This window comes from Streptomyces sp. NPDC034099 (assembly GCF_055575415.1).
Window position 1 is genome coordinate 1 of the sequence record NZ_JBVISR010000030.1, and the last position, 25,080, is coordinate 25,080.

Annotated in this window: 21 protein-coding genes and 4 pseudogenes; 9 read left to right on the forward strand and 16 right to left on the reverse strand. The window is 66.1% G+C overall.

Features of this window, described 5'->3' with window-relative positions:
- Window positions 1-132 precede the first annotated feature (132 nt).
- Window positions 133-1,047 carry an alpha/beta hydrolase gene (locus ACZ56V_RS38930; RefSeq protein WP_468948538.1) on the reverse strand — a complete coding sequence of 305 codons (915 nt, stop codon included), beginning with the start codon at window positions 1,045-1,047 and terminating at the stop codon, window positions 133-135.
- 107 nt (window positions 1,048-1,154) lie between these two features.
- Between ACZ56V_RS38930 and ACZ56V_RS38935 the strand changes: the two genes are divergently transcribed.
- Window positions 1,155-1,568, forward strand: coding sequence for a MarR family winged helix-turn-helix transcriptional regulator (locus tag ACZ56V_RS38935; protein WP_468948540.1), 414 nt, complete (start codon window positions 1,155-1,157; stop codon window positions 1,566-1,568).
- Between the two features lie 79 nt (window positions 1,569-1,647).
- On the opposite strand, the pseudogene ACZ56V_RS38940 reads toward ACZ56V_RS38935, so the two are convergent.
- Window positions 1,648-2,409, reverse strand: a pseudogene (locus tag ACZ56V_RS38940) (transposase); the annotation flags it as partial.
- Here ACZ56V_RS38940 and ACZ56V_RS38945 point away from each other — a divergent pair.
- Window positions 2,402-2,587, forward strand: coding sequence for a hypothetical protein (locus ACZ56V_RS38945; protein WP_468948625.1), 186 nt, complete (start codon window positions 2,402-2,404; stop codon window positions 2,585-2,587). The pseudogene ACZ56V_RS38940 and the gene ACZ56V_RS38945 sit on opposite strands and share 8 nt — an antisense overlap.
- A gap of 78 nt (window positions 2,588-2,665) precedes the next feature.
- On the opposite strand, the pseudogene ACZ56V_RS38950 reads toward ACZ56V_RS38945, so the two are convergent.
- The 4 genes and pseudogenes from ACZ56V_RS38950 to ACZ56V_RS38965 form a co-directional block, all read right to left on the reverse strand.
- Window positions 2,666-2,848, reverse strand: a pseudogene (locus tag ACZ56V_RS38950) (RpiB/LacA/LacB family sugar-phosphate isomerase); the annotation flags it as partial.
- Window positions 2,849-2,975: 127 nt separating this feature from the next.
- Window positions 2,976-4,610, reverse strand: a pseudogene (locus ACZ56V_RS38955) (ISAzo13 family transposase).
- 233 nt (window positions 4,611-4,843) lie between these two features.
- Window positions 4,844-5,116, reverse strand: a pseudogene (locus ACZ56V_RS38960) (transposase); the annotation flags it as partial.
- 304 nt (window positions 5,117-5,420) lie between these two features.
- Window positions 5,421-6,968 carry an ABC transporter substrate-binding protein gene (locus tag ACZ56V_RS38965; protein WP_468948622.1) on the reverse strand — a complete coding sequence of 516 codons (1,548 nt, stop codon included), beginning with the start codon at window positions 6,966-6,968 and terminating at the stop codon, window positions 5,421-5,423.
- A 610-nt stretch (window positions 6,969-7,578) separates the two neighbouring features.
- On the opposite strand from ACZ56V_RS38965, the gene ACZ56V_RS38970 reads away from it, so the two are divergent.
- Genes ACZ56V_RS38970 through ACZ56V_RS38980 form a run of 3 tightly spaced genes read left to right on the forward strand, consistent with a single transcriptional unit; the run spans window position 7,579 to window position 10,609 of the window.
- Complete coding sequence (locus ACZ56V_RS38970) at window positions 7,579-8,691, forward strand: bifunctional DNA primase/polymerase (protein ID WP_468948542.1); 1,113 nt, start codon at window positions 7,579-7,581, stop codon at window positions 8,689-8,691.
- Window positions 8,688-10,211 carry a DNA primase family protein gene (locus ACZ56V_RS38975; RefSeq protein WP_468948544.1) on the forward strand — a complete coding sequence of 508 codons (1,524 nt, stop codon included), beginning with the start codon at window positions 8,688-8,690 and terminating at the stop codon, window positions 10,209-10,211. The genes ACZ56V_RS38970 and ACZ56V_RS38975 overlap by 4 nt, the downstream gene beginning before the upstream one ends.
- Complete coding sequence (locus tag ACZ56V_RS38980; protein ID WP_468948546.1) at window positions 10,208-10,609, forward strand: DUF6009 family protein; 402 nt, start codon at window positions 10,208-10,210, stop codon at window positions 10,607-10,609. The genes ACZ56V_RS38975 and ACZ56V_RS38980 overlap by 4 nt, the downstream gene beginning before the upstream one ends.
- Window positions 10,610-10,753: 144 nt before the next feature.
- Here ACZ56V_RS38980 and ACZ56V_RS38985 read toward each other — a convergent pair whose 3' ends face one another.
- Window positions 10,754-11,653 (reverse strand): LysR family transcriptional regulator, encoded by a 900-nt coding sequence (locus tag ACZ56V_RS38985; protein WP_468948547.1) that lies wholly within the window; start codon window positions 11,651-11,653, stop codon window positions 10,754-10,756.
- Window positions 11,654-11,927: 274 nt separating this feature from the next.
- Here ACZ56V_RS38985 and ACZ56V_RS38990 point away from each other — a divergent pair, with 274 nt between their 5' ends.
- On the forward strand, window positions 11,928-12,638 hold the full coding sequence (locus ACZ56V_RS38990; RefSeq protein ID WP_468948550.1) for a YeiH family protein: 711 nt from the start codon (window positions 11,928-11,930) through the stop codon (window positions 12,636-12,638).
- Between the two features lie 121 nt (window positions 12,639-12,759).
- Entirely contained in the window at window positions 12,760-13,119 is a 360-nt protein-coding gene (locus tag ACZ56V_RS38995; RefSeq protein ID WP_468948553.1) for a DoxX family protein, read from the forward strand.
- Window positions 13,120-13,524: 405 nt separating this feature from the next.
- Here the strand turns inward: ACZ56V_RS38995 and ACZ56V_RS39000 are convergent, their stop codons facing one another.
- From ACZ56V_RS39000 to ACZ56V_RS39030, 7 genes are all read right to left on the reverse strand, one after another.
- Window positions 13,525-13,800, reverse strand: a complete 276-nt coding sequence (locus ACZ56V_RS39000) for an acyl carrier protein (protein WP_468948555.1) — start codon at window positions 13,798-13,800, stop codon at window positions 13,525-13,527.
- A 16-nt stretch (window positions 13,801-13,816) separates the two neighbouring features.
- On the reverse strand, window positions 13,817-15,517 hold the full coding sequence (locus ACZ56V_RS39005) for a fatty acyl-AMP ligase (RefSeq protein ID WP_468948558.1): 1,701 nt from the start codon (window positions 15,515-15,517) through the stop codon (window positions 13,817-13,819).
- Window positions 15,504-16,604: a cytochrome P450 gene (locus ACZ56V_RS39010; RefSeq protein ID WP_468948560.1), complete on the reverse strand. Its 1,101-nt coding sequence runs from the start codon at window positions 16,602-16,604 to the stop codon at window positions 15,504-15,506. The genes ACZ56V_RS39005 and ACZ56V_RS39010 overlap by 14 nt, the downstream gene beginning before the upstream one ends.
- A 122-nt stretch (window positions 16,605-16,726) precedes the next feature.
- Window positions 16,727-16,942, reverse strand: coding sequence for a carbamoyltransferase C-terminal domain-containing protein (locus tag ACZ56V_RS39015; protein WP_468948563.1), 216 nt, complete (start codon window positions 16,940-16,942; stop codon window positions 16,727-16,729).
- Entirely contained in the window at window positions 16,926-18,422 is a 1,497-nt protein-coding gene (locus tag ACZ56V_RS39020; protein WP_468948566.1) for a carbamoyltransferase N-terminal domain-containing protein, read from the reverse strand. Before ACZ56V_RS39020 ends, ACZ56V_RS39015 begins: the two co-directional genes overlap by 17 nt.
- Window positions 18,423-18,431: 9 nt before the next feature.
- Window positions 18,432-19,844, reverse strand: a complete 1,413-nt coding sequence (locus ACZ56V_RS39025; RefSeq protein ID WP_468948569.1) for a cytochrome P450 — start codon at window positions 19,842-19,844, stop codon at window positions 18,432-18,434.
- Window positions 19,845-19,863: 19 nt separating this feature from the next.
- A complete protein-coding gene (locus ACZ56V_RS39030; protein ID WP_468948572.1) occupies window positions 19,864-20,430 on the reverse strand; it encodes a sigma-70 family RNA polymerase sigma factor in 567 nt (188 codons plus the stop codon).
- Between the two features lie 152 nt (window positions 20,431-20,582).
- Here ACZ56V_RS39030 and ACZ56V_RS39035 point away from each other — a divergent pair, with 152 nt between their 5' ends.
- Window positions 20,583-21,488 carry a LysR family transcriptional regulator gene (locus tag ACZ56V_RS39035; protein ID WP_468948575.1) on the forward strand — a complete coding sequence of 302 codons (906 nt, stop codon included), beginning with the start codon at window positions 20,583-20,585 and terminating at the stop codon, window positions 21,486-21,488.
- A gap of 100 nt (window positions 21,489-21,588) precedes the next feature.
- Here ACZ56V_RS39035 and cuyB read toward each other — a convergent pair whose 3' ends face one another.
- A complete protein-coding gene (gene cuyB, locus ACZ56V_RS39040) occupies window positions 21,589-22,326 on the reverse strand; it encodes a cysteate racemase (protein ID WP_468948577.1) in 738 nt (245 codons plus the stop codon).
- A complete protein-coding gene (cuyA, locus tag ACZ56V_RS39045) occupies window positions 22,323-23,330 on the reverse strand; it encodes a D-cysteate sulfo-lyase (protein WP_468948580.1) in 1,008 nt (335 codons plus the stop codon). Before cuyA ends, cuyB begins: the two co-directional genes overlap by 4 nt.
- Before the next feature lie 222 nt (window positions 23,331-23,552).
- Between cuyA and ACZ56V_RS39050 the strand changes: the two genes are divergently transcribed.
- The gene (locus tag ACZ56V_RS39050) at window positions 23,553-24,818 is read left to right on the forward strand and encodes a dicarboxylate/amino acid:cation symporter (RefSeq protein ID WP_468948583.1); all 1,266 of its coding nucleotides are present in this window, start codon (window positions 23,553-23,555) and stop codon (window positions 24,816-24,818) included.
- Window positions 24,819-25,080: the final 262 nt, after the last annotated feature.

Below are 25,080 nucleotides of genomic sequence, written 5' to 3' on the forward strand. Positions count from 1 at the left end.
ATCCGCGCCTCACTCACCGCGAACTTCGCGCTACTCGTCCGCACAATCGGCCTGCGAGTCTACTGGCTGGCCGCAGTGTGGGCCGCGGGCCGGCTAGTGCTGTGACCGCATAGGTTCGCGGGGTTGGATGCCTTACAGGTTGTTGACGTAGAAGTTGGTGAGCCTTTCGACGGTGGCGTCGACGTATGCGGGCTCGTCGTACATCTCGTAGTGGCCGGCGCCGTCGATCATCATGAGGTCGACCGGGTTGGGGGCCAGTTTCCACAGCTGCATGCCCATGTCGTAGGAGCCTGTGTTGCCGATGCGTCCGGCGAGGACGACCTGCAGGGGCTGGGTCATGAGCTGATCGGCCAAGTGGAAGGCGTCATAGCCCAGCAGGAGGGAGTCGCTGCGCAGGAGGCGCCGGTTCGTGGAGTGTTCGTTACCACCGCGCTCCGTGCGGTAATAGGTGACGGCCTGAGTGGTGTCGATGTCGGTCAGGCCCGCTGCCGTGGCGTCCTCAAGGGTATCGGGCAGCCAGTTCACGCGGGTCATCTCGCCAGAGCGGTCCTCTTCGGTCCGTGCGTCGGCGAGGGCGTCGAGTGATGCGGCCGGACCGTCGGGGGAGAAGCTGCGGAACGCGGCACCGATGTTGACGGGGACGACCGTGCCGACCGCCTTGATGCGGTGATCCGTACGGGCGGTGTGCACGGCGTAGCCCCCACCGGCGCAGATGCCGAGGACGCCGATGCGCTGGGGGTCGATGCCGGGGGTCGTGGTGAGCACGTCGATGGCGTAGGAGATGTCCTCACCTCGGCGGTAGGGGTCTTCGAGGTCGCGAGGCTCGCCCTCGCTCTGGCCCTGATGGGCGGGGTCGAGGACGAGCGCGGCGATGCCGCGGGCGGCGAGACGGGAGGCGTAGTTGGCGCCGATCTGCTCCTTCACGCTGCTGCCCGGGGTGGAGAGCACCACGGCGCGCAGCGGTGCGCAGCTGTCGGCGTTGCCGGGCAGGTGGAGGTCCGCGGCGAGGTTCATGGGACCGCGCGGGATCGGGAGGTGCTGAATCATGCCCGGCTTCCTTCGTGAGAGTGTTGTTCCATAGAAGTCCAGTACAAAACCCATCTTGTACGATCTGAAACTAGTACCAAACTGTATCACATGGATGGAGGGCCCGCATGTCGGTCGACGGGGCGCAGCTGTGGACGCTGAACCAGCGGCTGCTGGCAGTCGTGATGGATGCCTGCACGGAGGAGCTGGCCGAGCTCGGGTTGGAGACGAAGGAGTTCTTCGTCCTGGCCGAGGTGGAGGCATCGCCGTACCCGGCCGAGATCGCAACGGCACTGCTGCTGCCCAAGGCGAGCGTGACGGTCTACGTCCGCAACCTCGTCACCAAGGGCTTCATCCGCCGCGAGATCGACGAGGCGGACCTGCGGCGTCACCGGCTCGTACTGACCGCTGAGGGCACAGAGGCACGAGATCGTGCACTTGCAGCCCTCGCGGCGGAGTACGACCGCAGGCTGGCGAGGATCACTCCGCAGGACCGGACCGAGCTGCAGCGCATCCTTCAGGAGATGCTCTCGCCCGCATGAGTCCATGGTCACGAGCGGTTCGCCTGCCCGGTGAGCCCCTGCTCGCCAGTGCTGTGACCGCGTAGATTCGTTGGATCGTTCAGGCTGCGGTGGCGAGGGGGCGTCTGCCCCAGCGGATCCCTTTCTCGCTTGCGGATGCGGGCGCGGTCCTTGCGTTCGGCGGCCAGGACATCGCGGTGGCGGGCGCTGGCGTTGCGCCAGCAGAGGTAGGCGTGCATGGCCCGTGTCTGCCCAGTGTGGTTGGGATAGTGCGAGTTCGCGATGGTGAACTGGCGAAGCGGTCCGAAGTGCGCCTCGATGGGGTTGGCCCACGAGTCGTAGGTCGTGGTGAAGCACAACTCGACCTTGTTCTTCTTTCCCCAGCGGCGGGTGTCGCTGCCCTTGTGGGCGGACAGGTTGTCCAGGATCACGTAGATCGGGGCGCCGCCGGGCCGGGCCATACGGATCGGCTTCAGCGCAGCCAGGGTGTTCGCGGCGCCCTTCTTGCGGCGGTTGACGCCCCAGAGGGTGTCGTCGCCGATCGAGTAGCAGTCGTGGAAGTAGCGCACCCCGTGGGTTCGGTGGCAGGTCGCGGGGTGCCGCTCGGGCCGGCCCAGCACGACCCGGCGGTGGGCCGGATACCCAGGGGCCCGAACTCGTCGAACGCGAAGACACGGTCCGGAAAACGCTCCAACACCTCCTCGATGCGGTTCAGCTTGGTGTCGCGCTCGGGGTCGGGCGACTCCTTCCACGTCTTGGTCCGCTGGAAGGTGACGCCCCGGCGGGCGAGCAGGCACCGTAACGCCTCGCGGCCGATCCGGATGACACGGCCGTGCACTCGCCGCAGGTAGGCGGTGAGCTCGTCGCTGGCGCGCACGGCCATGTTCCTCGGACTGCTCACGATCCTGTTCGCGGCGCACGGCGATCTGACCTGGTTGTGGGTCGCGGTGGGTGTCTTCACCCTGGCGCGGCTCGCATGCTTCTGGCTCCGGGCGCGAGGTACGGCTTGGATGCGTGTCGGCGCGCAGGCGGAGCGATAGATCGTGGCCCCGCGGCGATTCGGCGCTCGACGAGCGTGATCGCCGCGATGACCCCGGGCTCCGGGCTCGGCCCGTCTCGAACCAGGAGGTCTGGAAGATCTCGCTGAGGGCTTGTTCGGAAGTCAGCCGCAGGCTCAGGGCCAGCACGTTCGCGTCATTCCAGCGCCGTGCCCCGGCCGCCGTCGCCGCGTCCGTGCACACCGCGGCGTGCACTCCCGGCCCCTTGTTCGCCGCAAGCGACACGCCGATACCTAACGGACACCAGTTCGCAGGACTAGCCAGCCTTCGTTGCATGGATCCGACACGATGTCGGAAATCCAGGAGCGCTCACGGTCATGGCCGTCTCTATGGCTCGCCAGCAGCGCAGATCCTTAGGGCTTGCCGGGAATCAACACGTCGGTTTGATCTTGTTTTTGTCGGGGTCGAGGAACCTCGCGATGTCAGTTGGTGTGCGGAAGCGGGCGGTCGAGGCAGGGATGTGAATGTCGTGGGTTTCCAGGAGCGGGCGGACGTCTTTCGCTGCGCGGCTGATGGTCATGGCGGTGGTATCGAAGAGCTGGCCCAGGAGGTCCATGGTTGCGAGTTTTCGCAGGTGGAGCACGGTGACCAGGATCCGGTCGGCTGAGGTCAGCTTGGCTTTGGCACCGGTGCCAGGGGCCACCAGGCGCTCATGGCCTCGACGTGTGCGGAGCACTTGCTCGCGTTGAACTTCCATCACTGGAGCCAACACGTCGATGAGTTCGTTGAGCTGCCGGCGGGGCATCCCGGTCAGTTCCGGGTCCCGGAGCGAACGCCGCGTGAGGCGAGCCGGTCTCTCCGTCTGAGTCTCGTCCGGCGTGCCAGCGGTGGTCGCCGCGTCCGTCGGATGCTGGGGGTGGAGGGTGTAGTTCCAGTCGCCGTGGAAGCGGTGGCGGGTGATGGGCAGAGCGGCGATCTCGTCGTCGCTGACGCGGATTCCGGTAGGGTACTCTCCGCTGTCGAGTTCGGCGTGGACGGTGAGGCCGGTGCGGCTGGTGGCCGCGGCGATGGTCTGGAGCATGACTTCGTGGCTGGTCAGGGGTCTGCCGCGCCAGTTCATGGTGATGTGGGAGAACAACCGGTGCTCGATCTTGTTCCACTTCGAGGTGCCGGGCGGCAGGTGGCACACGCTGATCTCAAGGCCGGTCTCGGCAGCGAGATCGGCGAGTTGGGTCTTCCAGCTGCGGGTGCGGTAGCCGTTGGAGCCGCCGCCGTCGGCGGTGATCAGCAGCCGGCGGGCGCAGGGGTAGTCGTGTCGGCCGCGGGCCTGCCACCAGCGCCGGATCGAGGCTACGGCGAACGCCGCCGTGTCGTGATCGGTGCCGATGCTGACCCAGCCGGTGTTCGCCGTCATGTCGTAGATTCCGTACGGAATCGCCTTCTCGGCCTGGCCGGGGAAGTCGTGCGTCTTGACCCTGACGGGCTGCCCTGCGGGCTGCCATTCGTGCCCGACGTTCTTGTAGTCGCCGATCAGTTCCTTCTTCTTGCTGTCCACGCTGATCACCGGGTCACCAGCGTCCCTGTGGTCTCGTGCCTGCTCGTTGAGGTAGTGGAACTGGGCGTCCCTGTCAGGGTGCTGAGCGCCTTCGACGGTCTTGGCGTTGGCCTGCAGACTGAAGCCTTCCTCCCGCAACAGGCCGGCGACCGTGTCGGCGGAGACCCGATGACCCTGCAGGGTCAGAGCTGCTGCCAGTTTCCGGGTCGACTTCGTCGTCCACCGCAGAGGCGACATCGGGTCACCACGCTCGTCGGGCTCGACCAATGCAAGCAGAGCCGGCCGCAAACCCGGATCAAGGTCCGCTGCCCTCTTCCGACCACCACCAGGACGACGGACCCGCCCCGACAGTGCCTGGCCAGACCATAGTTCGGCCACCCCACGCGAGACCGTGCCCTCTCAAACCCCGACCGCGGCAGCAACGAGCCTGATCCCACCATGCCCCAACGACAGTGCTCCCGCCCCTATGGCCAGCCGACGCTGACGCTCGTCCAGATGCGGCAACAACACCTAGAACTTCGCCGCCAGAACGGCCTGGCGGCGGTGCTGCCCCTCGATCTCCTCCGGTCTGCCCATGCCAGAACAACGAGCCCTGCAGCTGGAAGCCACGACTTGTTTCCCGGCAAGCCCTTAGCCTCGATCTTTCTTGAGGGTCCACCGACTCCGTCGGTAGACCCTTTTCCTTTTTGGAACTGACGCCGTGCAGGCCGGTGGCCCGGCTGTCGCGTCGAGTGGGCGCCGTTTCACTGCCCGGATCGGGTGGTTGCTGTCGCAGGGACGGTGGGTTGCTGGTCAGTCGGGTCGGGCAGGAGCGCGAGCCGTTCAAGGACGGCGGTGATCTCTCCGGTCCAGGGCCAGTGCCGGGCAAGGCGTAGAATCCTGCGCCGACCGTTGGTGACGGGCTGACCGGCTGCGGAGAACAGGCGGAACCGCAAGCGACACGGTTCCCAGAGCCTCGCCCGGCCGGTCAGGGCGAGCATGGGCATCCAGGCCGGCAGCTCGAGCGCGACAAGGACCGACCCGGTGCCAGTGGCATCTTTTCCATAGAGGGTGACGTCGTGGCCATGACGGACCGACACATAGTTCACCCCGTGTCTGTTGCCGTACTCAGCGGCCTCGTCGAGGTTGGGCGCCACGGCGATTACACACTCCGCGAGCCGGCTACCGGCGGCATCCGTGGCAGCCATCACAAACTAACCCATGAGTCCTGCTCCAGTCTCGACCGGGAGGAGGACGGACAGCACCCCTCACACTGGCGGCAACGATGCTAGCCGTCCCGTTTGAGGGCAGTGAGTTCGCCGACGTCCTGGCCAAGGCGCTTCACTCGGACGGCAGACCCCGCCGTAGCTCCCACAGTTGGAGTTCCGAGGAACTGTTGACGGCCAGTTCCACACCCGTGACGTAGTTCTGCGCAGCGACGAACTGCACTCCCTGCCAGAGAGGGAGGAACCAGACGTCGTCGGCGACTGAATCCTGGATAGCCTCCAGGTCCTCGACGGCACGAGCACGGTTGCTCTCCCGCTGCTCTCGGGGAAGCAGTACGTCGCGTACACGCGGGCTCGGTTCGTTCTCGAAGTGGTTGCGCCTACCGAGGAATGGCGAAAGAAAGCCGTCGGCGTCCGAATAGTCAGGGAACCATCCCATACCGTACACCGGGTAGTCCTTCCCCAGCCGCTCAGTCCCGAATCGAGACCACTCGGTGCCCATGATGTCCACCTCGAACAGGTCCGACTCATCCAGTTGGCGCTCTATCTCTTTGAACTCCTGCCTGGTGGCCGACCCATAGTGGTCGGTCGTGTAGTTCAGGGTGAGGTGTACCGGCGTCCTCACTCCGTCGGCGGCCAGCAGCTTCCTCGCCTTTTCGATATTCGGTTCGCCATATTTATTGAAGAACGAACTCACGTGCCCGAACATGTGCGCCGGAATGATGGAGTTCAACGCCTTCCCGGTATCGGGGTAGACCTTCTGTACGATGCTCGAGCGGTCGATCAGCTGTGCCATCGCCTGCCGAACAGACTTCTTGGCGACAACTGGATTCTTGGGGTTGAAGACGAGGTAGCGGATTTCAAGGCTCGGCAGCGTGTAGAGGTTGATGGTGTCGTCTTCTCGCCACTGCAGTTCGCGCACCTGAGTGGAGGTGAAACCGCGGGTGATCACATCGATTTCGGTCCTCTTGAGGGCCCTGCTCATGTCTTCAACACTCTTGAAGATCTTGAGATCGATGCCCGTGTTTTTTACATTGAGAGTTCCCTTGTACCGGGGGTTCTTGTCGAATGTGATCGACTCTCCGTGTTTCCCCTTTGAAGTCACCTTCATGGTATACGGACCCGTTCCGTCGGCCGCAAAGCCCTTTCGTACCCTGGATGATGGATAGTACTTGTCGCTGACGATACTGGCGACGGGTGTGGATAGCTTGTAGGGGAAGGTGGCGTCCGGTCGCTTGAGGTGGAAAAGAATGTTCCGGTCATCACGTGCCTCCACCCTCGACACGTTTTCCAGCAGACCGAAAGGCCCTCCGGCATACTTGATCCGCAGCACACGTTCTATAGAATACTTGACGTCCTTGGACGTGACTGGTTCACCATCAGAGAATTCAAGGCCGTCACGGAGAGTGCAGGAGAATTCGGTCTCTTCGCCATCGGTGAAGTAGCACTGCTCCGCTGCCTCGGGAGACGGCTTGCCGCCGGCCATCAGCGGGGGCCTCAGCAAAGTCTGGAACACGTTGCGCATGATGTTCCATGCACCCAGGTCATATGCAGCCGCGGGGTCCAGCGGGGAGGGGGCGTCAGCGCTGTACTCGAGCTGGGCCGTAGTGCCCAGCGTGACGCGGTTCTCATCACTGCCGATAATTCCGCAACCCGTAGCCATAGACACGGTAAGGACGCTTACGCAGAGGGCTACTGTGCATTTTCTGTTCACTGTCGCGCAATCCTTCGAAGGCGGGAGCCGGTCACGGCGTGGCGCCAGGCAGCAGACAGGCACAGGCGCGCAGGGACTGGAACGTGGCCCCTGGCTGTTTGGTTCAGTTCGGATCCCTTACCCAGCCTCAAGACAAGCCAGCCAGGGCAGCGACCGAGGAACAGCGACTCAGCGGCTGTTCAGTCGCTGCGGCCGCGAAGGTAAAAGTGCAGGTCAGACGGGTTGTCGAAAGCTTGCAGCGACTGAAGCGACTGGAGGTACGGGTATATGACGTCCTCATGTGTGGGCGTGTGCGTCATATATAGGGTCCTTCAGTCGCTTCAGTCGCTGTTTTGGCTCTTGCATGCCTGTGACCTGGTTCTTTTCAGAAGACTGTAGAGAGCGACTGAACAGCCTTGAGTCGCTGCTGATGTTCCTTCAGTCGCTGGACGGAGCCCGCGGCTCGAACGTCTGCCCCGGCAGGCAGGGCATTAAGGGATCACGTTCCACGACCTTGTGCGGCACGTTGGATAGGCTCTGTCTGTCGTTGAGTCGCTTCGGTCGCTTATAAGGGGTGTGCGTGTCCGTTGAGCTACGGGTTTCCTCCAACAAAGCCAAGCGACCGGGCTCTGCCGCTGCCACCGAGGACGCACTGGCCACCGCGAGTTGGTTCGCTCGTCGTGGCTGGCCGGTGCATCCGCTCGCCCCCTGGTGCAAGACCCCGGTGGCCAACTGCGCCCGTTGCCGCGAAGGTTCTCACCAGCCCACACAGTGTCCCTGCCACGCCGAGGGCCGGTGGTGTCACGGCTTCCACGCGGCCACCCTCGACCAACGACGCATCGCCGAGTGGTGGGGTGGCCGGCCTGGGCTGGGTATCGGCATTGCATGCGGGCCCGCCCGCCTGGTCGTCATCGACATCGACGCGCACACCACCCAACCCCCGGGCCGGAACCGGATCCTGCCGGGCATTCCCATCGCGGACCACGTGGACCTGACGGGGCTTTCGAACGGCTTTCACACACTGGCGGTCCTCGCAGCCCTTCGTGGTCGCCCCAGTCCTGCGGACGACGACACGACGCTGCGGGTATGCACGCCCTCGGGGGGCCTGCACGTCTGGTACCGGGCCACGGCCAACAGGCGCTGGCATTGTTCTTCCGGGTCGAGTTCGGGCCGCGCGCTCGCCTGGCAGGTCGACGTACGAGCACACGGCGGCTACATCGTCGCTCCGGGCACCCGGACCCGGGACGGTGTCTACACCACCGTCGGAGACGTGCGCGAGCCCGCCGTCCTCCCCGTCTGGCTAGAGCAGGAACTGGAGCGCACCGGGCACCTGTCCGCCTCCGCCGTGCCCGCGCCCCGGCCCGTGCCGCTCCGCGCCAAACAGGCGGTGCTCGCCGCAGGAGGAGCCCACACGGGCACTCAGAGGGTGCTCGCCGCCGTCCTAGCGCCGGTCGAGGCCTGCGGCAGAGTCTCGGAGGGCGCGGGCTTCTCCGACGCCCTCAATCGGGCCGCGTACACGCTCGGCGGCCTCGTCGCGGCGGGCAGGATCGAGGAAGAGGCCGCACGACGCGCTCTGCGGGAGAGCGCCGCAGCCGCGCGCCCAGGGCAGGAACGCCGGGCGGAAGGAATCATCAGCAGCGGCCTCTCGGCAGGTCGCGAGCATCCACTGCCCTCACGGGGAAGGCGCCCATGACATCGCCCCGTAACGAGGTTCTCTTCGACTTCGACCCCGATGCCGTCGCCGCGCAGATCCGTTCACAGGGCACGGCGGTGCCGCTGCCCATCCAGTCCGGTGGCCAGCCGGCCGCGTACGGGGAGGCGACGGCATCGGGACTGCTGCCCGACACCCTCACCGACCGGGGGAACGCCAAGCTCTTCGTGAAGCTCTACGGCCGTGACTATCGGCACGTCCCCGGGATCGGCTGGTACCGCTGGGACACCACGCGCTGGCAGATCGACGAGGACGACACCGTGCTCTGGGCGGCCGGTGACCTCGCGGAGGCCATCACCGTCCAGGACCCGCGAGGCATCCACACCGCCCAGGCCCTGCAGACGCACCGCCGCCGGGCCCTGTCCACGACGGGGATGAACGCGATGCTCGCCCAGGCGAAGTCCGCCCCGGGCATGGTCCTGAACGCCGCCCTGCTGGACGCCGATCCCTACGCCCTGTGCACGCCCGACGGCATCGTCGACCTGCGTACCAGCCTGGTCAAGCAGCCCGACCCGAACAAGGACTTCCACTCCCGGTCCACGTCCGTCGGGCCCGACCACGGACCCGCGCCGCGTTGGGTTCGCTTTCTGACCGACACCTTCGGCGACGACGCCGAGGGCCGGGAAGTGATCGCCTACCTCCAACTGCTGCTTGGCTACTCCATCACCGGAGACGTCGGTGGGCAGGTCTTGCCGTTCCTCTTTGGCTACGGCAAGAACGGCAAGAGCGTCCTGCTGGACGTCCTGATGAAACTCCTCGGTGACTACGCCGACGCCGCTCCGCCCGGATTTCTCATGGCCCGCCCCTACGAGGGCCACCCGACGGACCTGGCGGAGCTGCACGGCCGTCGAGTCATCGTCTGCTCCGAGGTCAAGCACGGCGACAAGTTCGACGAGGCACGGGTCAAGCTGCTCACCGGCGGGGACCGCATCAAGGCCCGCCGCATGCGGCAGGACTTCTTCAGCTTCCAGCCCACGCACAAGCTGTGGCTGCTGGGCAACCACCGCCCCGAAGTGGGCACCGGCGGCTTCGCCTTCTGGCGCCGGATGCGTCTGATTCCCTTCGAACGCACTGTGTCCGATGACCGGAAGATCGACAATCTCGCCGACATCCTCGTCACCGAGGAGGGCCCGGGCATCCTCGGGTGGCTCATCGATGGGGCCCGCCGCTACCTCTCGGGTGACCGTGACCTGACCGGACCCGAGCGGGTCCGGATCGCCACGACGGCCTACGCGGAGACGGAGGACCACGCCGGCCGCTTCTACGACGAGTGCTGCCGCCTCGGCAGCGAACTGCGTGCAGAGCAGACGGCTCTCTACGCCGCGTATCGTGTGTGGTGCCAGAGTGAAGGTGCGCCCGCGATGACTTCACGTGCGTTCGCCACCCGCACTCGGGAATTGGTCGGGCTGGCTTCGCCGAAGGAGATGATTCTGTCCAACCAGCGCAAGCACTACCCGGGTATTGGCCTGCTCACCGAGGAAGAGGGGGAAGCGGCGGCGTGAGTTCCCTGATCACTGAGGACGAGATCAGCCATGAGACCGAGCTGGTGTGGCTGGAGGACATCGGGCTGCTCGACTACGTTCGCCAGAGTCTCGACCGGCTGCCCACCCGTGGCGGCAAACCGGCCTACCACCGCGACGGACGCATGGTCGGATACGCCCGACTGAGCCCCAGGGCGAAGGCGTCCCGGTCCTCCGGCACGTTCCGGCGGCGGGTGTTCTGGCTGCTGCCACACGACCGCGATGCCGAGCCCGAGGGTCTGTACACCAAGGGCGCGCCGGCCGAGGCCGTCGATCCCCGCACCCTCGACGCACGTGTCAGGGGATACAAGACGGAGCGTTCGGAGGGCGGGCCCCCGTCGATCGCGATGAGGGAGCTGGGCATAACCCTGCCGTTGTGAGGCGGTCGCCTTCAACATATGGCAGGGGAGGTGCGTATCTCTCTGCGTGGGTGTCGCGTTCGCCCGCAGTGGCATGCCCCTACTCCCCCCAGAGGGTTGTGCCGCCCGGGTACGGTTCGTCCCGACCGGACGGGCCGTACCCGGTCATGCCCGCCGCGACGCGACGGCGAGTAGGTCGGCGGCAGGGCCGATCAGAGATCGGCCCGAGGGCCACACGGCCCGCAGTACACGCCGCAGTTCGACCCCGTCGACGTCCACCTGCACGAGCCGGCCGTCGGTGATGTCCGGGCCCACCGCGAGTTCGCGGATCACCGTCGGCGCGGTGCCCGCGATCACGGCCCCCCGCACGGCCGCTGCCGAGCCCAGTTCCAGCAGCGGGCGGGTCTCCTGCACGCCGGCCCGGCGCAGGGCCGGCGTGCAGGAGACCCGGGTGCCCGAGCCACGTTCGCGGACGACCAGGGCAGTGGCGGCGAGTTCGGATGCCACCAGGGGTCTGCGGCGCCATGCCCAGGGATGGGCGGGCGCCACGACGACGATCAGCCGGTCGGTGGCCACCGTCTTGCAGGTCAGTCCGCGGGGCACGTGGGGCGACTCGATGAATCCGATCTCCACCGCGCCGCTGCGCAGCAGCTCCGGGACCTGCTCGCTGTTGGTGACCTGCAGACCGACTTGCAGATGGGGGTGGTCCTGGCACAATTCGCCGATCCAGGCCGGCACCAGGTACTCCGCCACCGTCATGCTGGCCGCCACCCGCAGGGTCCCGTTGAGCCTGCCGCGCTGGGTCCCCACGTCGGCCATGAGCGCCGCGAGTTCGTCCAGGACGCGCTGCGACCGGATGGCCACGGTCTGACCGTCCGTCGTCAGGGTGGAGCCGCGCCGGGTGCGTTCGATGAGCGCCAGACCCAGCCTGCGTTCCAGGGTCGCCACCCGCTTGCTCGCCGACGGCTGGGCGATGCCGAGCTCGGCGGCGGCCTTGCCCAGGCTGCCCAGTTCTCCGACGAGCACCAGCAGCCGCAGCGTTTCCCCATCCGGCAGACCACTCATGCCGCAAGCGTAGGAACGGCTGACCGGCGAGTCAGCCCGTGCACTCATTCCCCTTGTTTATGACCCCCCCCACCATGAGAGGGCTACCGACCTGGTTCCGGTGCGCCGGCCGCGCCGGTACCTGGAGGCTCGTGGTCGCGGCGTCTCGTGGACCGGCTGCCGGGCCTGGCCGTGGCGGTGGCGGTCGCCGCGGTGGCCACCGCGGCGGGTGGCTGGTTCCCTGTGGTCGGGGGCCCGGTTGCGGGGCATCGTCATCGGCGTTGTCCTGGCGGCCGTGCGGCGTCCAGCGGAGCGGCTCGGGCCGGGCATCGGACGCGTCCTGCGTACCCTGATCGGTGTCGGTAGCAGCATCTGTGGTGCTTCAGCCATCGCGGCGGTCACGCCGGTCATTGGTGCCGCTAGCGCCGAGGTCGCCTACGCGGTGTCGACGATCTTCCTGTTCAACATCGCCGCGGTACTCGTCTTCCCGGTCCTGGGCCATCTGCTGGACATGAGTCACCAGGCCTTCGGACTCTTCGCCGGAACCGCGGTCAACGACACGTCCTCGGTCGTCGCCGCCGCCGCGACGTACAGCGACGAGGCCGGGCAGTACGCGGTCGTCGTCAAGCTCACCCGGGCCCCCCTGATCATCCCGATCTGCCTGTGGCTGGCCGCGCTGACCAAACGCCGTGCCTTCGCCGCGGGCACCGGCGGTCCGGGTGCCGGACCGCGGCTGAACGTGCTGAAGCTGGTTCCGTGGTTCCTCGTCGGGTGCCTGCTGACCGCGTTGGTCAACACCCTCGGACTCATTCCGGCCCGGGCCCACCCGGGCATGACCACCCTGTGCGTCTTCATGTTCACTGTGGCGCTCTCGGCGATCGGCCTGACGACCGGCCTGTGCGGACTGCGCCGTGCCGGACCGAGACCCCTGCTGCTGGGAGCCTGTCTGTGGGCCGTGATCTCGGTCACCAGTCTTCTCCTGCAGTACCTGACGTCCTCCTTGTGATGCGGAGGTTCCCTCAAACCGCGTGAACCGAGGGACGTTTCCCACCGTTGACGCGATGACGGTCCGGGCGGTACTGCACCGCTGCCCGGGCCGTCATCGCCGCGAGAGGGAGACCAGCCAAGTGAATATCGCGTTGACGGCCGTGACCGTGCTGTACGGAGGAGCGTTCGTAGTCAGCGGCACGGGTCAGCTCGTCGGCCGGGGACCCCTGCGAACCCCAGCCGCCGCTTGCGGCTTCTCACCGGCGGCGTGCCGCGGCATCGGGGCGCTCGAACTGCTGGGCGGCGTGGCTCTGCTGACGGCGCGATACCTGACGGTGGCCGGGGCTGTCGCCGCCGCGGGGCTCTTCCTGCTCACCGCCGCGGCCTTCCTCTACCACGACGGCCAGGAGGACCGGGGGCCTCGCCGGTGGGCGCCCGCTGTGACGGCCGCGATCATGCTGTGCGTTGCCGTGGGACTGCCGCTGACCAGCGTCGGCTGAGACGGCGTACTGACGCGCCGGGACGGTGTGTTGGCTGAGCCGGCCCGGGACACCGCACCATCGGTGTCCCCACCGGCCGGCTCAGCCGGCCCCCGGCCCTGGCAGATGCGGCAATAACCCGCCAGGACCGTGCCACGCCCGGCCGGGGAACCGTGCGTGGCGTCACCTGCCGGAAGCACCGCCCCCACAGGCGAGTGCGGCATCCGGCTTCCCACATTCGGCACAACGGCCCAGGGAGCGGTTCGGTTCACTCGATCCGCAGTGAATTTTCGCCTCCGTGGAGTGGATCGAGATGCATGCAGACGGGACAAGAGGGCGATCATGAACTCCCGGTGCCCTCGGACTCAGGCGGCGGTGGGTCCAGAGGGTGAAAGTCTCCGCAGTTGCGGGGAAACCAGAGGAGGGTCAGGTCTCCGGCGAAGTAGAAGTCGGCGACCGTAGCAGCTCAACGAGCAGGTCAACGGTCCGGTACTTCCACAACATTTCGGTGTCCAATTCAACTTCGAGATTGTCTTCGATCTCGAACGCCAGGGTGATGGCGGTGATTGAGTCCATTCCGTAGTTCGACAGGGGCGCGTCGTCTTCAATCGATGATAGTGGCATTCGCATGTGTCTTGATATCTGCAACCTCAGCCATGTGCGGACAGCGTCGGCTTCAGTCACCTGATGTTCTTCACTCATGCTCGGTTCCCTACGGTTACACGGTCAGGACCTGGACATACAGAGGGGTCAGCTTCTCGGCCAGGTATAGCTCGCGCATCTTCGTACGCCGTACCTTTCCACTGGTAGTACGTGCGACCGCGCCCGGAGGCAACAGCATGACACTGTGGATGTGAACACCGAACTCACGGACAACGGTATGGATCATCTCGGCTGCCAGCTCTGGGAACTTCTCCGGGGAAGCGTCATCGACCTCGTGGGTGATCACGACCGTCTCCTGGCCGGAAGTCTGTAGCGGACTGAAGACCGCTCCACAGCCGCCGAGCTGAGGGTGAACCGACCGCAGTTCCGACTCGATGTCCTGTGGGAATATCTTCCGTCCGTGAACGACGAGGACTTCCTTGCTCCGTCCAGACACGTAAAGCTCACCCTCCTCAAGGAATCCGATGTCCCCGGTCCGTAGAAACGGCCCCTCTCCGGTGGACAGAAAAGCTCCGAATGTTTTGTACGTCAGGTCCTTTCGACGCCAGTAGCCGCGTGCTACGCCGGGTCCACGTACCCATATTTCGCCCGGCGTCTGTTCAGGCAGGACCTCACCTGTGTCGGTATCGACGATCCGCAGTTCGGCGTACCTCGCTTCACCGCAGCTCACGAGCCTGCGCGAACTGGGGCCCGATTGGGGTGCTTCGGCCGTTCGCAGCCGCACGCCGTTGTTCAACCGGGCGGCGACGGTCAGGGTTGCCTCAGCGAGCCCGTATGACGTCACGAACGCCTCCGGGTCGAACCCGTAGCGGGCGAAGCGCGTGGAGAAGGCGGAGAGCACCTTCTCGTCGATTGCTTCGGCGGCGTTGTACAGCCGCCGCACCCCGGAAAGGTCCACGCCGGAGATCTCCTCGTTCCGGATTCTGTGTGTGCACAGTTCATAGGCGAAGTTCGGTGCTGCCGACGCGTTGGCGTCGAAGTGGTGCATCGCGCGCAGCCACGAGGCGGGTTGACGAATGAACGTCATCGGGTCGAGTAGCACAGTGCTGCCGCCTCTCGTCAGCGGAGCCAGGACTGTCGCGATCAGTCCCATGTCGTGGTAGAGAGGCAGCCAGGTACACACCCGCAGCGGCGCGTGCCACTCGCTCATCAAGAGCGAGGCGGCGATGGTGTGCAACACGTTGCCGTGACTGATGACCACGCCCTTCGGGTCGCCCGTCGAACCGGAGGTGTACTGCAGCAGGGCGATGGTGTCCGGTCCGCTGGACCGAGGGGGTTCGTCGTCACCGACTGGGTCGATGGTGTCAGTGGGCAGGAGAACAAGGTCTGTCAGACCATCTGTCGCCAGCCATTCCTCCAAGACGGGACGGTTGGGCGAGTCGGTCAGCACCACCGACACCTCGGCGTCCCGGACGATGCCGGTCAGCCTGTTCTGCTGACGCCGCCGGCGGTTGGGAAGCGGGGCGGGGACAGCGATCACGCCGGCGTAGAGGCAACCCAGGAACGCGGCGACGAACTGCGGCCTCGACGGATGGACCAGGAGCACGCGATCACCCGCTCGGCATGCCTGACGAAGCTGATGAGCCACGGCTCGCGCCTGTGCATCGAGTTCCCGGTAGGTGACGGACTTCGCGTCGGCCAACTGGTCGGGATCCTCGACCATGACAATCGCCGCATCGTCCGGCTGTCGCTGAACGCTTCGCAGGAACATCTCTACGATGTCGCTTCCGACGACTTCCTGGTCAATCCGTTCCATGTCGTCCTCCTTCTCGGATTCCTTCGACGAACAGGGGCATGCGTGCAGGTCCCCGCAGAGTCAGGTTGGGCTTGTACGTCAGGCCACCCGTGTCGAGCCGCGGCATGACCAGGCGGGTCGCGGCGGCTTCGAGAGCGATCGCTCCCTCCAGGCGGGCGAGGCCACTGCCGACGCAGAAGTGCGGGCCTGTCGCGAAGCTCAGGTGCTTGGCGGCCCGGCGGCCGGGAAGAAAGGCGTCGGGCTGGTCGAACACTGATGGATCGCGGTTCGCCGCGCCGAGCAGCAACAGAAGGAGGTCCCCCGCTGCGACCGGTGTCCTGCTGATGCGCATGTCCTCGCGTGCGACCCTCGCCGAGACCTGAACCGGCGCATCGTAGCGAAGTACTTCTTCCACCACGGTCGGCGTCAACGCCGGGTCCCTGGCCAGAGAGACCATCAGTTCCGGGTGCCTCAACAGGGCCAGGATTCCGTTGCTGATGAGATTGACGGTGGTGTCGTGACCGGCGCTGATGAGCAGCACGCACGTCGCGATCAACTCGTTCTCACTGAGCACGTCGCCGTCGTCCTCAATCTGCACGAGGTGACTGATCAGGTCATCTGCTGGTGCGGAGCGACGCAGAGCCACCAGTTTCTGAAAGTACCGGACGACCTCGCGCTGGGTACGGGCCGCTGCGGCGGTCTCCGCAGGATCGATGTCGCACAGTTCGGGTAGGTCGAGTGTCCGCGACAGGACTGCGGACCACTCGAGGAACTGTCCGTGATCAGTTGTCGGCACACCCAGCAGTTCGCATATGACGAACATCGGCAATGGTGATGCCAGATCGGAGACGACATCGAAGGAGCCCTTTTGGGCGGCAGTTTCGAACAAGTCGTGCGTGATTGCGCGGACCCGTGGTTGCAAGGCCGCCACCACCCGCGGCGTGAATGCGCGAGTGACCAGCCGCCGCAGTCTGGTGTGGTCTGGTGGATCCAGGTTCAGGAAGTTCCGACTTCGAGGCGCCTCCGCGCGAAACAGGGTTGCCTCGTTGCGGGCCGAACTCACGCCAGGGTGCCGCAGCAGGTCGACGCAGTGTGTGTACTTCGCCACAACGATGAGCCCTGGCTGTGCTGAATACGGCGACAGTGCTCGCAGTTGGGCGAGCTGACCGTATGGGTGTGTGCTGGGTATGAGTGCAGCCAGGGCTGCGAGACCGGGAACTCGCCTACCGGTCATCCTTTCTTGCCGACATCGTTCGACGTTTTCGCTGTGTAGAGCGCTCCGTCGGCATAGACGTAACGGGTGCCGGCCCACCGTAGTGCGGACTCGGCGTCCGGAAAGAACCCGGAACCCTTGAAGTTCGCGCTGGTGTTGCACAGGGCGGGAATTCCGGTGCGGTCAGCGTAGGCGTTAAGGATCTCGTAGAGTATTTCATTGTCTGAATCCACGGTCTGCAACCTGGCGCTGCCGTCGACGTGTGTTATTGCCAGGCACTCTGGTAACCCATTCCATGCGTACCTTGTGCTCGAACAACATGTACGGATCGGGTGTTCCTGGTGCGAATATTTCGGGCGCAGAATCGACCAGACAGATGGGTGCGACCGGTCGGTATCCCTCTCGGCCCTTGATTTCGTTCAGTCGCTCCAGCATACCGGCAGAATTGGCAGGAGCAAGAATGCTTCGGTGGCCCAGGGCGCGAGGTCCGAGCTCGGCGCGGCCGACCAGCACGACGACCGGCTCGCCCGTGGCGGCAAGCAGTTCACCCAGCTCGGTGGGTGAACATCGCCTGCGGTCCCATCCGGCCGGTGCACCTTCGTTCGGGGGGAGTGCCGGACCCGCGAACACGGACCAGCGCATCGCGCTCTGGCCGGTCACCCGGATCATTTCCGCGCAGGCGGCGCCGATCGCCGACCCTGAATCGTTGGGAAAGGGGGGCACCCAGACCTCGTCGAAAAGGCCAGCTCCACGCAGGTCCGCGTTCCATTTGATGTTGAGAGCGCACCCTCCCGACAAGCACAGTGGTAGCCCGCGGTACTGTGGTGTGTCGCAAAGGAATTTACTGAGGCCCTCGAGGAGGGTCATACCGAGGTACTGCTGCATGGATGCCGCCAAGGTGGCAGCGGAGGCGTCTGCGGCCTCTGGTGATTTCAGGACCGCACGCGTCCACCTGTAGAGATGCATAGCGTCTCTCATTGGCATCGACCTAGTGAAGGCCTCCATGGCGGAGACGATCGAGGCATTCGGTTTCGCGAGTGCGGAATACGCCATCGCTTTTCCCGAGATGGGGAGCAGTAGCGTTTCAAGCTTCTCGTTACGTTGATCCGACGGGCCCTCGGCCGAACGGAACGGTGCCAGGTGAGAAGCGAACACCGGGTACAGACCACCAACCAGAGTGGTCAGTGATCGGAGAAACCGGAGAGTCCGTGCGTTCGGGTCGTAGTGGTAGACACACGGAGGCATTCCGCCGTCCCACACCATGATGAGCGCGGCCTGCCGGATTGCGGCGAATGGACTGGAACAGTAACTGGCGAGCGCGTGGTCGGTGGCGTGTGTGTAGCTGCGGAAGACCACCGGCTCCCCGTTGAACAACGGTGCCCGGTTCGGCTCGCGCTGCAGAGGATCCTCCAGCGGCTCATCCCGGTAGTCGGCGACCTCGACGGTCGTAGCCGTCCCGTTGTCGTCGATCACCGCCACCTGGCTGACGTCGCCCCGTCGTCCCCAGCCGTCGACCGCGATGGCGTCCAGATCAGACGGTCCGAAGCCACCTCGACGGAGCACCTCGGTGAGGTCGGCATTCGTGTTCAGTGCGGAGTAGCGGGGTCGGTTGTCCAGCTTTTCGGCCTCCACCGAAAACAACAGTTGATCGTCCGCGATGACGGCGAGTGCCCCGTCGTGGGTTAGTTTGAGCCCACAGATCAATGCTCCCATGACGTCCCTCTAGCTGTTGGGCCTTGGCGTGAGCAAGACCGAAGCACCCCGATCGGGGGAGAATGTGATGTTGTGCGTCTGTGCCTGTTCAGCACGCCGGGTAGCGGGTTGGAGGTCGTATCGGCGGAGGATCTCGCGCATGACGACGACTGCCTCAACCTGTGCAAATCCCGCTCCCACGCACCGCCGAGCGCCGCCCCCGAAGGGAATCCACGTTCCGCTTGTCGGCTGCTTCCCCAGGAAACGTTCGGGCCGGAATTCCTCTGGGGCATCGTGGACTTCCCCGTCGGAATGCACCACACCGATGGCGGGCATGACCGACGTGCCGGCGGGCAACCACCAGTCGCCGACGCGCACGGGAATGGTCAACGTGCGCGCTACTTCGTAGAACACCGGATGAAGCCGGACGCTCTCCTTGAACACGGCGGTGAGGTAGGCGTTGTCCCCGTTGTCGCTGGCCTTCTGCGCTGCCGCGAGTACCGTCGGTTGGCGAGCGATCTCATAGAGAGCCCAGGCGACAGCGGTTCCGGTGGTGTCGTATCCGGCCAGGAGTAGGGTGACGAGTTGGTCGCGGATGTACACATCGTCCTGCGCCGGGTCTTCGTTCAGCATCCTCGACAGGAGGTCGTGCCGATCAGCGAGGTCGGGTTGGGCACGTCGGGTGGCCATCTCGTCGTAGAGCACCTCGTCCGCAGCCTTCAGGATGGCGTCGAACCTGCGCCATCGTCCGGTTTTCCGTAACGACGCGTACGATCCGCAGAGGAGAGTGAGGCCGTCCACAGCGAGCACCTTGGACAACAGCGCCCGGAGCCGGTCGAGTCGGCTTGAGACGGAGACCCCGAACACCACTCGAAGGATGATTTCCAGACTCAGCGAGTTCAGCCTCGGGTGCAGCGCAAGGGGTACCCCGCAGGGCCAGCCCCGGATCACGTCCGTGGTCAACGCGCTGATGACGTCCACATACCCGCGCAGGGCCGGTCCATGAAGTGCCGGCAGCAGCCGACGACGGGTAGCCAAGTGCTCTTGTTCGTTCAGGACGAGAACTGACCGGTCCCCCATTACTGGCCGCAGGAACTCGTTGCCCCAGCCCGGATGGAACACCTCGCTCGGGCCGGTGAAGATGTCCCGGATCACCTCGGGATCGGACACCACCACGGTGCGGCGGTTGCCAGGGGCCAGCGTCAGGGTGAACATACGGCCGTATTTGGACTTCCAGAAGGGGAACAGCCGATCTCTGTGCCGGAGCGTCAGAATGGTTTGGAGAGGCACCGGTAACCGTGGTCCACGCGGCAACGATTCCTCTTGTGCGGGCTTGTCCCGGACCGAAATGTTTTCCTTGGGCGGTAGGCGACTCTTCCGGCCCAACGAGAGTTCCCATATTCTGATCATTTCGTTGTCCTCCTCGCGGCGTATCTCAGTCACTCCACTCCGGCCCGGGCGTTCACGGCTCGAGCACACCCCGGTCCTCCAGAGCCTTGCGCAGCGCGCGTATGGCGTAGAAGGCGCGGCTCTTGACCGTGCCGGGCGGGATGCCGAGGTATTCCGCGGCCTGGGACACCGTGTAGTCGAGGTAGTACACGAGCCCGATCACGGTCCGCTGCTGCTCATTGAGATCCAGCACCGCGTTGCGTACCACGTGGAGGGTGAGTTCGTGGTCCGGGCGCTCCCAGACGGCGTCGAGTTCGTCGGCGGGCACCAGTTTCAGGGGCCTGAGGCCGGCGGCTCGGTGATGGTCGGTGACCAGGTTTCTGGCCACGGTGAACAGCCACCGGCGCAGGTGCTGGTCATGACCACGAAAGACGTCCGCGTGCGTCCAGGCGCGGGTCGCGGTCTCCTGGAGGATGTCCTCCGCCTTGTGTGAGTCTCCTCCCAGCAGCCGCGCCGCGTAGCCCAGGAGCGAGGGTCCGTACTGGTCGTAGACGTCCCGGACGAAGCCGTCGCGGTCGGCGTCCGGGACGGGACGCCGGGTGCGGGCGGTGGGGACGCCCTCCTGCGGGATCCCGTGCATGGGTGGTGCCCAATCGTGTGCCGCCGGTCGTGTGGGGGTCACTCCCGTCCCGGACAGGGAGAGTGGAATCAATACTGTCCGCAAGCCCTTGGCCAAACGTTGTTGTTGGCTTGCCCACGGTCCTCTGCGCGGCGTCTGGCTAGACTCCGGCCGTGGACATCGGCTGGCTGGAAAGCTTCCTCGCACTCGTCGAGCACGGCAGCTTCACGCGCGCTGCGGAGGCGCAGCACGTGAGCCAACCCGCCTTCAGCCGCCGGATCCGGGCGTTGGAGATTTGGTTCGGCGAGCCGCTGGTGGACCGCTCGACCTACCCCGTGAGTCTGACGCCGGCGGGCGTCAAGGTCCGGGCCGGCGCGATAGAGACCGTGGCGGCCATCGGCGTGGTCCGTGACGAGATCCGCGGGCGGCAACGGGCACCGCGGGGTGCCGTGCGGGTCGCGGTCACCCACACGCTGGCGACGACGTTCTTCGCCCAGTGGTGGGCGCGCTGCGGTGAACAGGGGCCCGTGCCCTGTGTCCTGCTGCCGTCCAACACGCTCGACGCCTACGACGCGCTGTTCCACGGAGGCTGCGACCTGCTGCTCGCCTACGCGGATCCGTCCCTGCCGCTGAGCATTCCGGTCGCCGACGTCGAGTGGATGGTTCTGGCGGACGACGTGCTCGCCCCATACACCTCGGTGCGGGGCGGACAGCCCGACTTCTCGCTGCCCGGCACCGCGACTCGTCCCATCCCTGTGGTCACGCACAGTCAGGGCGCCTTCCTCGGCCGGGTGACCGAGCGTGTCCTGGCGGACCGGGACTTGTACCTCACACCCGTCGCGCAGAGCGACTTCACCTCCGGACTCGCGGCGCTCATCGGCGCGGGTCTGGGCGTCGGCTGGCTGCCCGAAAGGTTGGTGAGCGCCGAGCTGGCCGCCGGTGCCCTGGGGCAGATCGGCGACCCGTCGCTGACGGCGAGACTCGAGATCCGGCTGTACCGGGTGCCGAGCGACAAGGTGCCCCCGCGTGCGGCGGCCATCTGGCACCGGGCCGCCGAACTCGCGATGACCGATTCCTGACCGGGGCCGGTCCGGGTGCTGTCCTGCGTGTCAGGTCGCCGGACAGCACCCGGTCGGTCTCTCCCGGCCGGCCCCCCGCCCCGGTCGGGAGCCCAGCTCCCTAGCCGGCCTCGTCCCCGCCCGTCGCGGGCGGCGTGCCTCCGCACTCCCGGATCACCGCGTCGGCCAGCAGATCGGTGGGGTCGAGGAGGACTGTGCCGTCCGACGGTGTCAGGTGGCTGGCCGCCAGGGGGAGTTCGGTGCAGGCCAGGACGATCAGGCTCGCGTCGGTGCGGGCCATCGTGCGCACCGCGTTGTCGAGGTGCTGGCCGGCCTCCTCCGGATTGCCCTGCTTGACCTTGCTGATCGCGAGATCGACCTGCCACTGCGTCGGTTCCTCCGGCAGCACGACGTCGAACCGTTCCTCGCGCAACCGGTTCTGGTAGAGACCCGAGGCCAGTGTGGCGCGGGTGCCGAGCAGGCCGACACCGCCGGTCGCGCCGGGCCGGCGCTCCAGTTCGGCCACCGTCTCGGCGACCATGTCCAGGAACCGCAGCCCCGAGTCACTGACGAGGGTGGGCAGGAAGACGTGCGCGGTGTGGCACGGCATCACGGCGACACTCGCACCGAGGCCGCGCAGCCGCCGCGCACCTTCCAGCATGGCCGGGTAGGGGTCGGTGGTGCCGCCGAGCACGGCCCCGACACGGTCGGGGACGGTCGGGTCGGCCCAGATCGCGACCCGGAGGTGGTCCTGGTCGCGGGTGACCGGTGTGCGCCGGACCAGCTTGGTGTAGAACTCGGCGGTGGAGGCCGGGCCCATGCCGCCGAGGATGCCCACCAGGTGTTCGGGACCGCTCATGGCGTCTGGAACGTGGACCGGTAGCCGAACAGCGCCGCACTCCCGCCGGTGTGCAGGAAGACGACGTTGTCGTCGGTGGCGAAGCGGCTCTCGGCTATGTTGCCGAGCAGACCGGCGAATCCTTTGCCCGAGTAGACGGGGTCGAGCAGGACGCCCTCGGTGGAGGCGACGAGGCGGACCGCCTCGACCATGGAGTCCGTCGGCACGCCGTAGCCGCCGCCGACCCAGCGGTCGTCGACCAGGACGTCGTCCCGGGTGACCGCGCCCTCGGCACCGATCAGAGCCGCCGTGCCTTCCGCCAGACTCAGGACGGCGGAGATCTGCTTCTCCTCTGGCTGCCGCACACTGATGCCGAGCACCTTCGCCGGGCTGTGCATCGCCCGCAGCCCGGCGACGAGGCCGGCCTGGGTTCCCGTGCTGCCGGTGCCGTGCACGACCCAGTCGACGGGTACGGGAGCGGCTTCCAGTTCCTGGGCGCACAGGACGTAGCCCACCGCGCCCAGCGGGTTGGAACCGCCGCCGGGAATCACGTACGGGCGCCTGCCCTCCGTGCGCAGTTCGTCGGCCAGCATCTCCATGGCCTCCTGCATGTCGGTCCCGGCCGGTACGCGGTCGACGACCTCCGCCCCGAGCAGTTCGTCCAAGAGCACGTTGCCGGAGAGTTCGTACTCCTCATCCCGCGTCTGACGCTTCTCCAGGAATAGCTTGCACTCCATGCCGGCGCGGACGGCCGCCGCGGCGGTCTGCCGGGCGTGGTTGGACTGTGTGGCGCCCTGGGTGATGAGCACGTCGGCGCCCTGCTGGACGGCCTCACCGACCAGGAACTCCAGCTTCCGGGTCTTGTTGCCGCCGGTCGCGAGCCCCGTGCAGTCGTCGCGCTTGATCCACAGGTTGGGCACCGAGGCATGGCTGTGCCGCAGGTGGTCGGTCAGCCGCTCCATCGGTTCGAGGGCGGTCGGGAAGTGTCCCAGAGGAAACCGCGCGAAACGTGCCGTCTGGACCATGGAATGCTCCTCATCAGGTGGCCTCGGGCGAATGTGTCAACAGTTAAGCCGCCGGGTGATCCGCTGTCCAATGTCTGTTTCGGCAACGGCCATGCGCAGAGCGCATGACACCGTTCTTCTCCTTGACCTGAGGGGTTCGATCCCGCCAAATGTCTCCTCACCGGCAAGGGAAAGGACCTTTTGCGCATGTTGGATTCAGGAACAGTCGTCGCGGAGAATGCCGTGCCCGTCGAGAGCCGGCGACGATGGATCGGGATGCCGCCCCTCGGTGTGCAGGTCCTGATCGCGCTCGTGGTCGGCGCTCTGCTCGGCGTGGCCGCGCCCGCCTTCTCCAATGAGTTGAAGATCGTGGGAGATGGCTTCATCCGGCTGATCAAGATGACCATCGTTCCGCTGATCTTCCCGCTCATCGTCGTCTCCGTGGCGCGCATGGAGTCCGCGAAGACCGTGGGGCGTATGGCCACCAAAGCGCTTCTCTACTTCGAGATCGTCACGACAATGATTCTGGCTTTCACGTTGTTCGCCGCCTTTGTTTCCGGTATTGGAAAGGGTGCGAATCTGGGATCTGTCGACCCCGCCGACACCGAGGGAATAGGCCGGAGTGTCGATCTGAAGAACCTGTTCCTCCACATCATTCCCGAGAACGTCTTCGCGTCGGCGGGCGAGGGGGAGCTGCTGTCGATCCTCTTCTTCGCGGTCTTCCTCGGGATGGCGCTGACCAAGATCGGTGACAAGGCCAAGCCCGTGGTCGCCGTCTTCGACGTCGTCGCCGACGCGATGTTCCAGATGATCACATGGATCATCAAGCTGACCCCGCTGGCCGTCGTCGCGTTCGTCGCGTACAACACCGCTCACTACGGCTGGGACCTGGTGCTGAAGCTGGCGGTGTTCGTCCTCGTCTTCTACGCCGCCGTCCTCGTGGTCCTCGTCGTGCTGTTCCCGGTCATTGCCGTCGTGTTCCGTGTGCCGTACGTCCGAATGCTGCGCGCGGTCGGGGACCTTCTGTTCCTGTCGTTCGTGACGCGCAGTTCCGAGGTGGTCCTCGCCCCGCTGATCGAGCGCCTCGACAAGTTCGGCGTGGACCGGAAGGTGTCCTCGTTCACCCTGCCCCTCGGTTACTCCTTCAATGCCGACGGCGCCACGATGTACGAGGGGCTCGCGGTGGTCTTCCTCGCCCACGCGTACGGCGTGGAGCTGACGGTGCCGCGTCTGATCACCACCCTGCTGGTGCTGATGCTGCTGACCAAGGGCATCGCGGGCGTTCCCTCGGCGTCGGTCGTCGTGCTCTTCTCCGCGGGCGCGACGATCGGCCTGCCCGCCGAGGGGATCGCCATCCTGCTGGCCGTCGACTTCGTGGTCGACATGGCACGGACCGGTCTGAACGTCACGGGCAACTCGCTCGCCGCTCTCGTGATCGCGAAGTCAGAGGGCCGGTTCACGGACCGGGACAAGACCGCCGGCCCTGTCGGTGAGCCGGTGGAGGTCTGACCGCGGCCGACGACTGCCGGCTGCCCCCGCGACGCCAGTGCGACCGTCGCGTCGGCATCGCCGGCACCCCAGTGACTGTGACCGGGCCCGTGCCACCGCTGCCCGCGGTGCGCGGGCCGTTCATGTGTCCCGCGGCACCGAGGATCAGCGAATGCAAGTATGTGACCTGCGTGTTTTCCGTCGTACCAACAAACTTCCAAGCTCCTTCAACACTAATGTCGAAGGTCGCGTATCCCCTGGTGACCACATCGTCTGCGGAAAT

Bases quoted from the DNA above. Each gene is read 5' to 3' on its own strand.
- ACZ56V_RS38930 (WP_468948538.1), bottom strand. From the start codon at position 1,047: ATGATTCAGCACCTCCCGATCCCGCGCGGTCCCATGAACCTCGCCGCG.
- ACZ56V_RS38935 (WP_468948540.1), top strand. From the start codon at position 1,155: ATGTCGGTCGACGGGGCGCAGCTGTGGACGCTGAACCAGCGGCTGCTG.
- ACZ56V_RS38965 (WP_468948622.1), bottom strand. From the start codon at position 6,968: ATGGCTACGGGTTGCGGAATTATCGGCAGTGATGAGAACCGCGTCACG.
- ACZ56V_RS38975 (WP_468948544.1), top strand. From the start codon at position 8,688: ATGACATCGCCCCGTAACGAGGTTCTCTTCGACTTCGACCCCGATGCC.
- ACZ56V_RS38985 (WP_468948547.1), bottom strand. From the start codon at position 11,653: ATGAGTGGTCTGCCGGATGGGGAAACGCTGCGGCTGCTGGTGCTCGTC.
- ACZ56V_RS39000 (WP_468948555.1), bottom strand. From the start codon at position 13,800: ATGAGTGAAGAACATCAGGTGACTGAAGCCGACGCTGTCCGCACATGG.
- ACZ56V_RS39005 (WP_468948558.1), bottom strand. From the start codon at position 15,517: ATGGAACGGATTGACCAGGAAGTCGTCGGAAGCGACATCGTAGAGATG.
- ACZ56V_RS39020 (WP_468948566.1), bottom strand. From the start codon at position 18,422: ATGGGAGCATTGATCTGTGGGCTCAAACTAACCCACGACGGGGCACTC.
- ACZ56V_RS39030 (WP_468948572.1), bottom strand. From the start codon at position 20,430: ATGCACGGGATCCCGCAGGAGGGCGTCCCCACCGCCCGCACCCGGCGT.
- cuyB (WP_468948577.1), bottom strand. From the start codon at position 22,326: ATGAGCGGTCCCGAACACCTGGTGGGCATCCTCGGCGGCATGGGCCCG.
- cuyA (WP_468948580.1), bottom strand. From the start codon at position 23,330: ATGGTCCAGACGGCACGTTTCGCGCGGTTTCCTCTGGGACACTTCCCG.